Origin of the sequence: Burkholderia perseverans, assembly GCF_022870505.1 — a bacterium.
Classification (GTDB): Bacteria; Pseudomonadota; Gammaproteobacteria; order Burkholderiales; family Burkholderiaceae; genus Burkholderia; species Burkholderia plantarii.
In genome coordinates this window covers 569,376-581,806 of record NZ_CP045094.1, presented here as the reverse complement: position 1 = coordinate 581,806, position 12,431 = coordinate 569,376, and the positions used below count along the sequence as shown (strand labels likewise).

At 71.0% G+C, this 12,431-nt stretch carries 12 protein-coding genes; all 12 read right to left on the bottom strand.

What is annotated here, in order from left to right; translation table 11 throughout:
• Positions 1–133: 133 nt before the first annotated feature.
• The 12 genes from pyrF to aroE all read right to left on the bottom strand — a co-directional run bounded on the left by pyrF (position 134) and on the right by aroE (position 12,414).
• Positions 134–961 (bottom strand): orotidine-5'-phosphate decarboxylase, encoded by an 828-nt coding sequence (gene pyrF, locus BpN12_RS17195; protein ID WP_246796698.1) that lies wholly within the window; start codon positions 959–961, stop codon positions 134–136.
• 127 nt (positions 962–1,088) lie between these two features.
• The gene (locus tag BpN12_RS17190) at positions 1,089–2,150 is read right to left on the bottom strand and encodes an aldose 1-epimerase (protein ID WP_246796696.1); all 1,062 of its coding nucleotides are present in this window, start codon (positions 2,148–2,150) and stop codon (positions 1,089–1,091) included.
• A gap of 61 nt (positions 2,151–2,211) precedes the next feature.
• On the bottom strand, positions 2,212–3,000 hold the full coding sequence (locus BpN12_RS17185; protein ID WP_246796695.1) for an SDR family NAD(P)-dependent oxidoreductase: 789 nt from the start codon (positions 2,998–3,000) through the stop codon (positions 2,212–2,214).
• Positions 3,001–3,022: 22 nt separating this feature from the next.
• The gene (gene araH, locus BpN12_RS17180) at positions 3,023–4,039 is read right to left on the bottom strand and encodes an L-arabinose ABC transporter permease AraH (protein ID WP_246796694.1); all 1,017 of its coding nucleotides are present in this window, start codon (positions 4,037–4,039) and stop codon (positions 3,023–3,025) included.
• Between the two features lie 71 nt (positions 4,040–4,110).
• Positions 4,111–5,622: an L-arabinose ABC transporter ATP-binding protein AraG gene (araG, locus tag BpN12_RS17175; protein WP_246796693.1), complete on the bottom strand. Its 1,512-nt coding sequence runs from the start codon at positions 5,620–5,622 to the stop codon at positions 4,111–4,113.
• 90 nt (positions 5,623–5,712) lie between these two features.
• The gene (locus BpN12_RS17170) at positions 5,713–6,708 is read right to left on the bottom strand and encodes an arabinose ABC transporter substrate-binding protein (RefSeq protein ID WP_042623824.1); all 996 of its coding nucleotides are present in this window, start codon (positions 6,706–6,708) and stop codon (positions 5,713–5,715) included.
• Between the two features lie 130 nt (positions 6,709–6,838).
• On the bottom strand, positions 6,839–7,618 hold the full coding sequence (locus tag BpN12_RS17165; RefSeq protein WP_246796692.1) for an SDR family oxidoreductase: 780 nt from the start codon (positions 7,616–7,618) through the stop codon (positions 6,839–6,841).
• The gene (locus BpN12_RS17160) at positions 7,615–8,295 is read right to left on the bottom strand and encodes a 2-dehydro-3-deoxy-6-phosphogalactonate aldolase (protein ID WP_246796691.1); all 681 of its coding nucleotides are present in this window, start codon (positions 8,293–8,295) and stop codon (positions 7,615–7,617) included. Before BpN12_RS17160 ends, BpN12_RS17165 begins: the two co-directional genes overlap by 4 nt.
• 33 nt (positions 8,296–8,328) lie before the next feature.
• On the bottom strand, positions 8,329–9,336 hold the full coding sequence (locus BpN12_RS17155) for a 2-dehydro-3-deoxygalactonokinase (RefSeq protein WP_246796690.1): 1,008 nt from the start codon (positions 9,334–9,336) through the stop codon (positions 8,329–8,331).
• On the bottom strand, positions 9,333–10,268 hold the full coding sequence (locus tag BpN12_RS17150) for an IclR family transcriptional regulator (protein WP_246796689.1): 936 nt from the start codon (positions 10,266–10,268) through the stop codon (positions 9,333–9,335). The genes BpN12_RS17155 and BpN12_RS17150 overlap by 4 nt, the downstream gene beginning before the upstream one ends.
• Before the next feature lie 490 nt (positions 10,269–10,758).
• Positions 10,759–11,514 (bottom strand): monofunctional biosynthetic peptidoglycan transglycosylase, encoded by a 756-nt coding sequence (gene mtgA / locus BpN12_RS17145; protein WP_246796688.1) that lies wholly within the window; start codon positions 11,512–11,514, stop codon positions 10,759–10,761.
• A 30-nt stretch (positions 11,515–11,544) separates the two neighbouring features.
• Positions 11,545–12,414 (bottom strand): shikimate dehydrogenase, encoded by an 870-nt coding sequence (gene aroE / locus BpN12_RS17140; protein WP_246796687.1) that lies wholly within the window; start codon positions 12,412–12,414, stop codon positions 11,545–11,547.
• Between the last annotated feature and the right edge of the window lie 17 nt (positions 12,415–12,431).

The following is a 12,431-nucleotide window of genomic DNA, read 5'->3' as shown; positions in this document are numbered from 1 at the left end:
TCGGGCCGTCAAGTCCCGTCCTGCTCGTTATGCCGTTCGGTTCCTCAGAAAGAACCTTAACTGAACGGCATTAGCCCCGCGGGCGCCCTTTTTCGTTGGCTCGAACCGCGCGCGGCGGCTCGGGCGTCAGCGATCAGCGATGCGCGTTGATCGTGTCGCGCGTGGCCTGCGCGACGCGCGCGGCGGCCTCGGCGAAATCGTCGCCGTTGCTCGCGTAGAGGATCGCGCGCGACGAGTTGATCATCATGCCGCCGCCGTCGGCGGTACGGCCGGCCGCCACGGTCGCCTGCACGTCGCCGCCCTGCGCGCCGATGCCCGGAATCAGCAGCGGCATCTCGCCGACGAGTCCGCGCACGATCTCGATTTCCTTCGGGAAGGTCGCGCCGACCACCAGCGCGAGCTGCCCGGTCCTGGCGTTCCAGCGCGTCGCGGCCAGTTCGGCCACCACCTGGTAGAGCGGCCGGCCGCCCGTCTCGAGGAACTGCAGGTCGGAGCCGCCCGGGTTCGAGGTCCGGCACAGCACCACCACGCCCTTGTCCTCGTAGGCGAGATACGGCTCGATCGAGTCGTAGCCCATGTACGGATTGACGGTCACGGCGTCGGCGCGATAGCGCTCGAACGCCTCGCGCGCGTACTGCTCGGCGGTGCTGCCGATGTCGCCGCGCTTCGCGTCGAGCACGACCGGCAGGCCCGGGTGCTGCAGGTGGATGTGCGAGATCAGCCGTTCGAGCTGATCCTCGGCGCGGTGCGCGGCGAAGTAGGCGATCTGCGGCTTGAACGCGCTCGCGTAGGGCGCGGTCGCATCGACGATCTCGCGGCAGAAATCGAAGATCGCGTCGGGGCGGTTCGCGAACTGCGCGGGAAACCGCGTCGGTTCGGGGTCGAGTCCGACGCAGAGCAGGGAGTTCGTGCGCTGCCAGGCGGCGCGCAGCGTGTCGATGAAGGTCAGCGGAGCGGACATGTTTCGCGGCGGATCGTTGAGGAAATGCCGCGTATTTTACCCGCAGCCATCGTGCGAGCCGGGCCGCGGCTGGCGTCGAGGCCAGGAGCCGGATCGAAGCGCCGCCGCTGCTGCCGATTCCGCCGCCTCAGCGCGCCGGGGCGCCTCGCGCGGCGGCCGACGCCGCGCGCGGGTCGGCGCGTTCCACCGTGAAGCGGAAGCGCCGCGCGAGCCGCTCGCCGGGGCCGAGCAGCGTCATGCCGTGCCGCTCGGCGCCGCCGGGCAGGTTCACGGCGTTGATCGGATGATCGACCGGCTCGAAGCAGAAGAACGACTCGCCGGGCGGCGTGTAGAGCACGTAGCAGTCGGCGTCCGATTCGATGTCCATGGTCAGCCCGCGCGACGGCCAGGCGACGGTCGCGCGGCCGCCCCAGCCCGTGAACGCGTGATTGACGAGCGTGCCGGGCAGCGGATAGGCGATGCCGAACTGCCAGGCGGGCGGCACCGTCACGTGGCGGCGCGGCAGCCAGTCGGCGCCCGACAGCCAGAGGCCGTTGGCGGCCGCCGCGAGTTCGGTGCTGGCGTCGCGCACGATGAACGGATGCACGCCGAGCCCGAACGGCAGCCGCTCGGCGCCGCAGTTCTCGATCGCAAGCGCGATCGTCAGCGTCGCGCCGTCGAGCGCATACGACTGCGTCGCGCGATAGGCGTAGGGCGCGCCGCCGCGACGGTCGAGCGAAAGCTGCAGCCCGGTCGGCGAGACGTCGTCGATGTGCCAGCGCGCGAGCCAGCCGTCGCCATGGATCGGCAGCGGTTCGGCCTGGCGGTTCCTCGGCACCTCGACGCGGCGCCCCTCGCACTCGAAGCGCCCGCCGCCGATCCGGTTCGAATACGGCAGCAGCGGATAGCAGCCGAGCGCGTTAGGATCGGTGCCGGCATCGACGTGGTCGCAGCCGCGGAAGATCGGCGTGGAAGCGCCGTCGCCGCGCCAGTCGAAGCGCGCGATGCCGCCGCCCAGATGCGGCACCACGTCGAGCCGCAGCTCGGCGCTGGCCAGCGTGACCGCCGCGTCGGCCGCCTCGAGCACGCCCTGCGCGACGCTCGAGGTCTGCGGCCCGGGGCTCACCGGCTGCGCGGCCGCGGCAAGGCGGGCGCGCCGCGAGCGCGCGGCGGACGGGGAAGGCGCATTGCCGATAGTCGATGTCGTCATGATCGTCTCCTGTCTGCGGCGCCGCCACTGGGGCCGCCGCCTGGCTACTGAGCGTGCCGGATCAAGCCCATCCGCCGTCGATGACGACGTCCTGCGCCGTCATCATACGACTGTCGTCGGAGGCAAGGAACAGCGCGGCGCGCGCCAGATCGTCCGGCAGCAGCTCGGCGTCGAGGCACTGGCCGGCCTTGATCGCCGCGCGCCCCGCATCGTCGAGCCACAGCCGGCGCTGCTTGTCGGTCATCACCCAGCCCGGCACCAGCGTGTTGACGCGAATCCCGAACGGTCCGAGATCGCGCGCGAGCGAGCGCGTGAGCCCCTGGATCGCGGCCTTCGAGGTCGCGTAGACGGGATAGCCGCCGTTCTTCAGCATCCAGCCGATCGAGCCGAGGTTGATGATCGCGCCGCCGCCCGCCGCCTTCATGTCGTCGGCCACGGCCTGCGCGGCGAAGAACTGGTGGCGCAGGTTGACCGCGATCGCCGCGTCGAACGACTCGGGCGTGACGTCCTCGATGCGGTGGCGCTTGTCGTTCGCCGCGTTGTTGACGAGCACCGCGATCGGGCCGGTCTTCACGCGCAGCTCCTCGATCGCGCGGCGCAGCGCGTCGATGTCGGTGAGGTCGGCCGCGACGAAGGCCGGCGCGTGGCGCGCGTCGGCCAGCGCTTCGGCGAGCGCGGCGCCGGCCTCGGCGTCGAGATCGACGAAGCCGACCCGCGCGCCCTGCGCCGCGAAGTGCGCGACGAACGCCGCGCCGATGCCGGTGGCGCCGCCCGTGATCAGCACTGCGCGATCGGCGAGACTCGGGTAGCGCGCGCCGCGCACCGCGTCGGCCGCCATTGCTTGAGTCATCTGGTGTTCCTCCCGGCGCGCGTCAGTCGCGCGTGCCGCGGTTCTTCAACTGGTCGAGCAGCACCGCGGCGAGCAGGATCGCGCCGCGCACGAGATACTGGTAGAACGCGTCGATGTTGAGCAGGTTCATCACGTTCTCGACCGTGCCCATGATCAGCACGCCGATCACCACGCCCGAGATCGTCGCGCGTCCGCCCAGCAGCGACACGCCGCCGAGCACGCAGGCCGAGATCACGTTGAGCTCGAAGCCCTCGGCCGCGTTCGGCTGGCCCGAGGTGATCCGCGAGGCGAGGATCACGCCCGCCAGCGCGGTCACGGCGCCCTGGATCAGGAAGATCCAGACGCGCGTGCGCTCGACGTTGATGCCGGCCAGGCGCGAGGCTTCCGGATTGCCGCCGATCGCGAGCGTGTTGCGGCCGTAGACGGTCTGGTTCAGCATCACGCCGAATACGATGAAGCAGAGCAGCGTGACCCAGATCGGCAGCGACACGCCGAACAGCGCGAGGCCGCCCAGCGCGATGAAGGTCTCCGACGAGACGCCCACCGCCTGGCCGTGCGAGACGATGAAGCCGAGCCCGCGCACGATCTCCATGGTGGCGAGCGTGGTGATCAGCGCGTTGATGCGCAGGTAGGCGATCACCGCGCCGTTGACGAAGCCGATCGCGGCGCCGGCCGCGATCGCCGCGATGATCGCGATGAAGGTGTTGTCGGTGGCGTTCAGCACCATCGCGCAGAGCACGCCCGAGAACGCCACCGTCGAGCCGACCGACAGGTCGAAGTCGCGCGAGGCGAGACAGAACATCATGGTGCAGGCGACCATGCCGATCTGCGAGATCGACAGCGCGAGCCCGAGCATGTTGTCGATCGAGAAGAAGTGATCGACCGTCACCGACATGGTGATGAACATCACCGCGAAGATCACGATCAGGCTGTAGTCGGTGATCTGCTGCCACCACTTCTGCCGGTCGTTGGTCTGCGGAATCAAGGCTTCGGCCGCGCGTTTGGCGGCTGCCTGCGTGATACTTTCCTTGGCTTGCATCGTGTCGCTCCCTGCGTCGCGCGGCGAGGCCGCGCCATCTCCATGTTGATTGGTTCGCCCGTGCGTGCCGCTCAGGCGGCCTGCTCGGCCGGCCCCTGCGGCAGCGCGAGATTCAGCACCACCTGTTCGTTCGCCTCGGCGCGCGTGACCTCGCCCGCGATCCGGCCTTCGCGCATCACCACGATGCGGTCGGACACGCCGAGCACCTCCGGCAGCTCCGAGGACACCATCACGATCGCGCAGCCGCGTTCGGCCAGCTCGTAGATGACCTGGTAGATCTCGTTCTTGGCGCCCACGTCGATGCCGCGCGTCGGCTCGTCGAGGATCACGACCTTCAGGTCGGGCTCGGCCAGCCAGCGCGACAGGATCGCCTTCTGCTGGTTGCCGCCCGACAGGAAGCGGATCTTCTGGCGGCGGCTCGGCGTCTTGATCTTCAGCAGCTTGATGAAGCGCTCGGCGGTCTCCGCCTCCTGCCGGCCGTTCAGGAACATCCCGGCGCGCAGCGAATGGCGGCGGCAGCTGATGTTGATGTTCTCGGCGACCGTCGCCATCGCGACGATCCCCTCTTCCTTGCGATCCTCCGGGCACAGCACGATGCCGTGGCGGATCGCGTCGCCGGTGCGGCGCACGTCGATGCGGCGGCCGTCGAGCGTGACGGTGCCGCCGCGCTTGCGGTCGGCGCCGTAGATCACGCGCATCAGCTCGCTGCGTCCGGCGCCCACCAGTCCGAAGAAGCCGACGATCTCGCCGGCGCGCACGTTGAAGCTGGCCGGCGCGCGCAGCTTGTCGGCGGCCAGGCCGTCCACCTCGAGCCGCGGCTCGCCGAGCGCGCGCGGCCGGTAGTGATAAATGTCGTTGATCTCGCGACCGACCATCTGGCTCACCATCTGCTCGCGCGGCACCTCGGCCAGTTCCGGGTGCGAGGCGATCCGGCGGCCGTCGCGGAAGATCGTGCAGGCGTCGCAGAGCCGGTAGATCTCGTCCATCCGGTGCGAGATGTAGATCAGCGCGCGGCCCTGCGCGCGCAGGTCGTCCACGAGCTTGAACAGCACCTCGGTCTCGCGATGCGACAGCGAGCTGGTCGGCTCGTCGAGCGCGATCACGCGCGCGTTGCGCATCAGCGCCTTGCAGATCTCGACCATCTGGCGCTGCGCGATCGACAGGCGCCGCAGCTTGGCCTGCGGATCGAGGTCGACGCCCATCGCTTCCAGGCGCTCGCGCACGTGGCGCCGCGCATCGCCCTTGCGCACCCAGCCGAGCGCGTTCGGCAGCCGGCCGAGCATCAGGTTCTCGGCCACCGTGAGATCGGGCACGTACTGCAATTCCTGGTGGATCACCGCGATGCCGGCGCCGATCGAGGCCGCCGCGCTGGTGAAGCGCACCGGCTCGCCGTCCACCAGCACGCTGCCCGAATCGGGCTGATATTCGCCGCCGAGGATCTTCAGCAGCGTCGACTTGCCCGCGCCGTTCTCGCCCATGAGGCCGTGGACCTGCCCCGCGTGGACGTCGAACGAAATGCCGTCGAGCGCCCGCACGCCGGGGAAGACCTTGCCGATATTGTCGAAACGCAGAACCGCAGTCACATCGCCTCCACTGTCTTGTTGCCGGGCCGCCGCACGCCGCGGCGGCCCGCTTTCACGCCGGATACGCGCCGGCCCGAGGCCGGCCGCGCATCAGTTCGACGCGAGACCCATCTCCGTGCGCACCATGTTCACGTTGGTGCGCGTCGCCAGCATGCCGGTCGTCAGCGTCAGCATCGGGGGCATCTTGTTCTGCGTGATCCACGCGTACATCAGGTCCGAGGTTTCCTCGCCGTGACGCTTCGGGCTGATGATGACGGTGCCGTAGAAGCCCGTCGGCTGCGGCTTCTTGAACTCGTTCAGCGCCGAATCCGAACCGCCGATGCCGATCCCGATCATGTTGTCGGCCTTGAAGCCGCGGCCTTCGGCGGCACGCACCGCGCCCAGCACCGCTTCGTCGTTCAGGCCGTAGGCCACCCAGTGCTTGAACTGCGGGTTCTTGGTCAGCGCGATGTTGGCCGCGTTGAACGCGTTCTCGGTGTCGGTCTTCGCCTGCGGCGCCGCGATCACGTTCGCCTTCGGGAAGCCGGCCGCCACCAGCGCGTCGGTCGCGCCCGAGGTGCGGTCATGCGCGGTCGGCAGCTGCTCGTAGGTGATGTCGATCGCGCCGACCTCGGCCATGTTCCAGCCGCGCTTCTTGATCTCGGCGGCAATGCCGTCGCCGGCCTGCTTGCCGATGTTGTAGGCGGAGATGCCCATGTGCGGCACCGACTCGATCGGCTTGCCGCTGCCGTCCACGAGGCGGTCGTCCACCGTCATCATCTTCAGGTTGTGCGACTTGGCCTTGGCGACGATGCCCGGCCCGAGCTTCACGTCCGGCGTGCAGATGATGAAGCCCTGCGCCTGCTGCGCCGAGAGGTTGTCGATCGCGCTCATCACCTTCTCGCCCGAGGGCGCGCCGATCTTCACGAGCGTGAAGCCCTTGGCCTTGGCGGCCATCTCGGCGAACTTCCATTCGTCCTGGAACCACGGCTCTTCCGGCTGCTTCACGAGGAAGCCGATCTTCACCGGGTCGGCTGCATGGACCACCGGCGCGCCGGCGAGGATCGCCGCCGCCGCGGCGAGCGTGACAAAGGTTCTGCGTTTCATCTGGGTCGTCTCCTGTTGTGCCACTTCTTTCGTTTCCGGCCGCCTGGTTCTGTGACGCAACACACGCGCGGCCGTCGCGTGCTGCGGTCTTTCCAATCCTTGTCCGCGGCCCGCGCCCGGGCCGCCGCCGTCAGTCGTGGTAGAGCGCCGTGCGCCCGCCGTCGATCGTGATGCAGGTGGCGTTGATGAACGGCGCCTCGTCCGAGGCGAGGAACACCGCGGTCATCGCCACTTCCTCGGGCTGCCCGATGCGCTTCATCGGCGGCAGCGCGAGCGTGGCCTCGCGCGCGGCCTGCGGATCGGGCTGCGCGTTCCACCAGTCGTGCGTCAGCTGCGTCTCGATGTAGCCCGGCGCGATCGCGTTCACGCGCACGTTGCGCGGCGCGTATTCGATGCCGAGCGCGCGCGTCAGGCCCAGCACGCCGTGCTTGGCGACCGGGTACGGGAAGCAGCCGGGGATGATCTGGCTCGCGTGCGTCGAGGCGATGTTGACGATGCTGCCGCGACGCCGTTCGACCATGCCCGGCAGCGCCGCGCGGCAGCCGTTCCAGACGCCGTCGAGGTCCACCGCGAAGCAGCGCCGCCAGTCCTCGTCCCGCATCGTCAGCGGATCGCAGAACACGTTCACGCCGGCGTTGTTGACCAGCACGTCGAGCGCGCCGAACTCGCGTTCTGCCGCGGCCACCGCGGCGGCCACCGAGGCGCTCTCGGTCACGTCGGTGCGCTGCGCGAGCACGCGCGCGCCGGGCACCGCCTGCGCGATCGACGCGGCGGCCTCGCGGCCCGCCGGCTCGTCGAGCTCGGCGATCACCACCGCCGCGCCCTCGCGCGCGAACGCCAGCGCGATCGCGGCGCCGATCCCGCGGCCCGCGCCCGTTACCAGCGCAGTCTTGCCGGCCAGCCGGTTCATTTGGCGACGCCGCCGCGCGCGATCGCGAGGCCCTTCACGTAGGCCTGCGCGTGCAGCGCCGTGGTGGCCACGCTCTGGCCCGGCCGGTAGAGCGCCGAGCCGAGGCCGAAGCCGTTGGCGCCCGCGCTCAGGTACGGCCCCATGTTGTCGGGCGTCACGCCGCCCACCGGCACCAGCGGCACGCGCGCGTCGATCACGGCGCGCCACGCCTTCACGGCGATCGGGCCGAGCTGCTCGGCCGGGAACATCTTCAGCACGTCGGCGCCGGCGCGCAGCGCCGCGAACGCCTCGCTCGGCGTCGCCACGCCGGGCGAACTGGCGAGGCCGAGCGCCTTGGCGCGGCGGATCACGTCGGTGTCCGCGTGCGGCATCACGATCAGTTCGCCGCCGGCGCGCGCGACCTCGTCGACGTACTCGGGGCGCAGCACGGTGCCGGCGCCCACCAGCACCTCGGCGGGCAGCGCGGCGCGCAGCGCGGCGATGCTCGCGAACGGATCGGGCGAATTGAGCGGCACCTCGATCAGCCGGAAGCCGGCCTCGACCAGCGCCTCGCCGTGCCCGACCGCCTCGGCCGGCGTGAGGCCGCGCATGATCGCGACCAGCGGGCACGCGGCGAACGCGCGGACGAGCCCCTCGTGCGGCGTGTACGGGGCGGGCAGCGTGAGTTCGGATGACATCGGTTCGATCTCCTGGATGCGGTGGCGCGGCGCTCAGCTCGCCGCGCGGACGGCGGCGCCGACGAGGCCCGCCTGGCTGGCGATGCGCCAGAGCCCGCGCTCGGTCGCGCGCTCGACCACGCGCGCGCCGTCGCAGCCGAACTCGCGCAGCGCCGTCAGATAACGTTCACACAACACCACGTCGCCGATCAGGCTCGGCGGCTGCGCGGCGAGCGTGGTGCCGACCCCGGCCAGCATCGCCACCAGCGCGTTCAGTTCGTGGCCGATCAGCAGCCCGGACAGATAGTCGCCCTGCGCCTGCGGCGCGAGCTGGCCCGTCAGGCCCAGCGTGCGGGTGCTGAAGATGGTGGCGAGCAGGCCCGCGTCGCGGCTCTCGCGCGCCACGCCCACGCCGCGCCGGAACGCCTCGAGATCGGCCTCGCCGGCCTGCATGGTGCGGCCGAGGATGGTGTGGTCGCGCAGCGTCGCGAACAGCTCCCCCGTCATGTAGGTGCGGAAGCGCTCGATGCGGCCGTCGCGCACCCAGGCCCATTTCGCGTGCGTGCCGGGCAGGCCGATCAGCGCGCCCGCGGCGCCGCTCGCGAACGCGGCGTCGCCGGCCAGCGCGCCGACGATCTGGGTTTCCTCGCCGCGCATCACGTCCGGCAGCATGCCGGGCTCCAGCACGCCGGGCACGATCGCCACCGCCACGCCGCGCGAGGACTCGACGCGGATCAGGCCGGCCACCAGCGCGTCGGCGTCGACCGGCGTGTTGACGTAGGGCGCCTCGCGCCAGCCCTGGGCGCTGCCGACCATGCCGGCCGCCAGCACCGGCAGCCCCGGCGCGCGGTCGAGCCAGGCGCCGCAGGCCGACTCGAACGCCGCGTCGAACGCGGCCGTGCCGCCCGCGCGCGGCAGGTTCATCACGCCGGCCGGATGGGCGTTCGATTCGAGCACGCTGCCGTCGGCGGCGAACAGGAACGCGCGCATCGAGGTGGTGCCCCAGTCGATCGCGATCAACGCGGGGGCGGCGGGGCTCGGAGCCGGTCGGGACATCGTCATCGCTTGATCCTGCGGGTCGTTTGCGGCGCGCTCCAGCCGAGCTCCGCCGAGATCGCGCGCGCCTCGCGCTGCACGATCGGAATCAGTTCGTCCATCCGGTCGAGCGGCATGTACGGAATCGTGCTGGCCACCGACACCGCCGCGACGATCGCGCCCGACGCGTCGCGCACCGGCGCGGCCACGCAGCGGATCGACGCCTCGTTTTCCTCGAGGTCGAACGTGTAGCCGCCCGCCGCGTAGTGCGCCATGCGCTGCAGGAAGGTCGGCGAATCGGGGCGGCGGTCCGGCTTGAAGCTCACGCCGGCCAGCGAGCGGCGCGACGCCTCGAACAGCGCGGCCCAGGTGTCGGGCTTGAGGTCGAGCATCATCGCCTTGCCGATGCCGGTCGAGGCGAGCGGCATCCGGTGGCCGATCCGCGAGCGCATCTCGAGGCCGCGCGTGCCGGGGATCTTGTCTATGTAGAGCACGTCGTCGCCGTCGCGCATGCCGAGATGGATCGTGTCGAGCGTCGCCTCGGCGAGCGCTTCCAGATGCGGGCGCGCCACGGCCGTCAGCGGCATCTGTTCGAGCGCGATGGTGCCGAGCTCGATCAGCTTCGGACCGAGCAGGTAGCCGCCCTGCATCTGGCGCAGGTAGCGCGCCTGCACCAGGCTGCTGACGAGCCGGTGCGTGGTGCTGCGCGTCGTGCCGAGCGCGGCGCCGATCGCACGCATGTCGCGCGCGCCGCCCGCGATCGCTTCGAGGATCGCGAGGCCGCGCAGCAGCGTCTGGGTGCCGGCCTGCTGCGCGGCGATGTCGAGCGGCGAGCCGGTCACGCTGATGCTGTCGGCGAGCGCGGCCGGGGCTGCCGAAGCGGCGGGCGCGGCCGGCGTCGACGCTTCGGCCGGATGGGCGCCGTTGGACGGTGCGACGGAAATCGGGGTCTTGTTCATGAGGAGTGAGTCGCGGATGGACGCTTCGCGAAGCGGTGGCCTACGCGGCACCCGAAAATCGGCACGCACGGCGAACGGCGGACTGCTGGATCGGCGTCATCGCGTTGTCTCCTGGTTGCGGCCGGCTGCGGCTTCCTGCTTGCGGATCGCGCCGGCGCATATCGAATGAAGGCGATTGTAGAGGCCGTTCGCGCGGCATCCAATATTTGAATGCATCGACCAAATAATGAGATTCTGCGGGAACGACGAGCGCGCGGGAAGAGGCCGGGAGGCCGCGCGGGCAAGCTCTTTTTGTGATGAAACAAGTGGCGGGAAGAAGCGACGCGCGGACGACCGACGCGGCTTGCGACGGCGACGGGGCGATCGGGAGCGGCGGCGGCCGGCTCGCTCGCGGTGCGAGGCGCCGTCGGGAAAACGGAGGAAGGATTCGGTGCGCGGACACCCCGGTCTCCCTATCGGCCGCACCGGCGGCGCGCACGCGCGGCGGCGGCTACTGCGAGGCCGGCAGTTCCGCCGCCCCCATGCGCCGCGCGATCACGCGCGTGCGCTGGGCCAGGTACGGCGAATTGCGATGCAGGTCGAAGTATTTGGGATTCGGCAGCATCACGGCCAGACGCGCGGCCTGCCCTGCCGTCAGCCGGCTGGCCGGCACCTTGAAGTAATAGCGCGCGGCGGCTTCGGCACCGTACACGCCGCGGCCGAACTCGACCGAATTCAGATAGATCTCGAAGATCCGCTCCTTGTCGAGCAGCGTTTCGAGCATCCAGGTGATGATCAGCTCCTGACCCTTGCGCAGGTAGCTCTTCTCGCTCGACAGGAACAGGTTGCGCGCGAGCTGCTGCGAGATCGTCGAGCCGCCGGCGACGATGCGCCCGCGCGCCCGGTTCTTCTCCCAGGCCTGCAGGATCGCATCCACCTCGTAGCCGTTATTGTTCGCGAAGTCGGCATCCTCCGAGGCGATCACGGCGCGCTTCAGGTTGCGCGAGATCTGCTCGTAGGGCACCCACTGGTGCTGGATCGCCACCGGCGGCGTCTCGGCCTTCAGCCGCCAGGCGTCGGCGCGCATGAACGCGGTCGAGCCGGGGTCGATCACGTTCCACGCCGCGATCTGCGCGAAATAGTAGAGCTGGGTGACGAGCCACGCCCCGAGCAGCACCGCGGCCGCGTAGGCGACCCAGCGCACGAGACCACGCCGGCGGGTACGCCCGCCGGCGCGCGTGCGAGCGGTGCCGAACGGGATCACCATGCGCGCGGCCCGGCCGTGCCGGCGCCGGCTTCAGGCCGTGGCGAGCGCATCGCGCAGCGCCGCCAGCACGGGCGCGCCGTCGGGCCGCACGCCGCGCCACAGCCAGAACGATTCGGCGGCCTGTTCGACCAGCATGCCGAGTCCGTCGGCCGTGCGCGCGCCGAGCGAGGCGGCGTGCTGCATGAACACGGTCGGCTGGGCGCCGTACATCATGTCGTAGGCCAGCGTGCCGGCGCCGAACGCGGCCGCGTCACACTCGGGCAGCGCCGCCTCGAGGCTGCCGGCCGTGGCGTTGACGATCACGTCGTAGGCGTGCCGCTCGACGATCGCCGCGCCGCCGCCCGCCAGCGCGCAGCCGGCGTCGTGCGCGGCCTGCGTGAACTGGCCGACCAGCTCTTCGGCGCGGCTCGCGGTGCGGTTCGAGATCGTGATCGCGAGCGGGCCGCGATCGAGCATCGGCAGCACCACGCCGCGCGCGGCGCCGCCCGCGCCGAGCAGCAGGATCCGCGCGCCGGCCAGCGACACGCCGAGGTTGTGCTCGATGTCGCGCACGAGGCCCGCGCCGTCGGTGTTGTCGCCATGGATCGCGCCGTCGGCGTCGAAGCGCAGCGTGTTGACGGCGCCGGCCGCCGCCGCGCGCGGCGACAGCGTGTCGGCCAGCGCATGCGCCTCGAGCTTGAACGGCACGGTCACGTTCGCGCCGCGCCCGCCCTCGGCGATGAATTCACGCACCGACGCCGCGAAGCCGTCGAGCGGCGCGAGCCGGTGTGCGTAGTCGACCGCCTCGCCGGTCTGCGCGGCGAAGCGCGCGTGGATCGCCGGCGACTTGCTGTGCGCGACCGGATTGCCGATCACGACGTAACGGTCGCGCGCGACCGGGTGCTGGATGGATTCGCTCATCGTGCCGTCGCCCGCGA

Excerpts from the sequence above, each read along its gene's own strand:
- pyrF (WP_246796698.1), bottom strand. The coding sequence starts at position 961 with ATGTCCGCTCCGCTGACCTTCATCGACACGCTGCGCGCCGCCTGGCAG.
- BpN12_RS17190 (WP_246796696.1), bottom strand. The coding sequence starts at position 2,150 with ATGACGACATCGACTATCGGCAATGCGCCTTCCCCGTCCGCCGCGCGC.
- BpN12_RS17185 (WP_246796695.1), bottom strand. The coding sequence starts at position 3,000 with ATGACTCAAGCAATGGCGGCCGACGCGGTGCGCGGCGCGCGCTACCCG.
- araH (WP_246796694.1), bottom strand. The coding sequence starts at position 4,039 with ATGCAAGCCAAGGAAAGTATCACGCAGGCAGCCGCCAAACGCGCGGCC.
- BpN12_RS17170 (WP_042623824.1), bottom strand. The coding sequence starts at position 6,708 with ATGAAACGCAGAACCTTTGTCACGCTCGCCGCGGCGGCGGCGATCCTC.
- BpN12_RS17165 (WP_246796692.1), bottom strand. The coding sequence starts at position 7,618 with ATGAACCGGCTGGCCGGCAAGACTGCGCTGGTAACGGGCGCGGGCCGC.
- BpN12_RS17160 (WP_246796691.1), bottom strand. The coding sequence starts at position 8,295 with ATGTCATCCGAACTCACGCTGCCCGCCCCGTACACGCCGCACGAGGGG.
- BpN12_RS17155 (WP_246796690.1), bottom strand. The coding sequence starts at position 9,336 with ATGACGATGTCCCGACCGGCTCCGAGCCCCGCCGCCCCCGCGTTGATC.
- BpN12_RS17150 (WP_246796689.1), bottom strand. The coding sequence starts at position 10,268 with ATGAACAAGACCCCGATTTCCGTCGCACCGTCCAACGGCGCCCATCCG.
- mtgA (WP_246796688.1), bottom strand. The coding sequence starts at position 11,514 with ATGGTGATCCCGTTCGGCACCGCTCGCACGCGCGCCGGCGGGCGTACC.
- aroE (WP_246796687.1), bottom strand. The coding sequence starts at position 12,414 with ATGAGCGAATCCATCCAGCACCCGGTCGCGCGCGACCGTTACGTCGTG.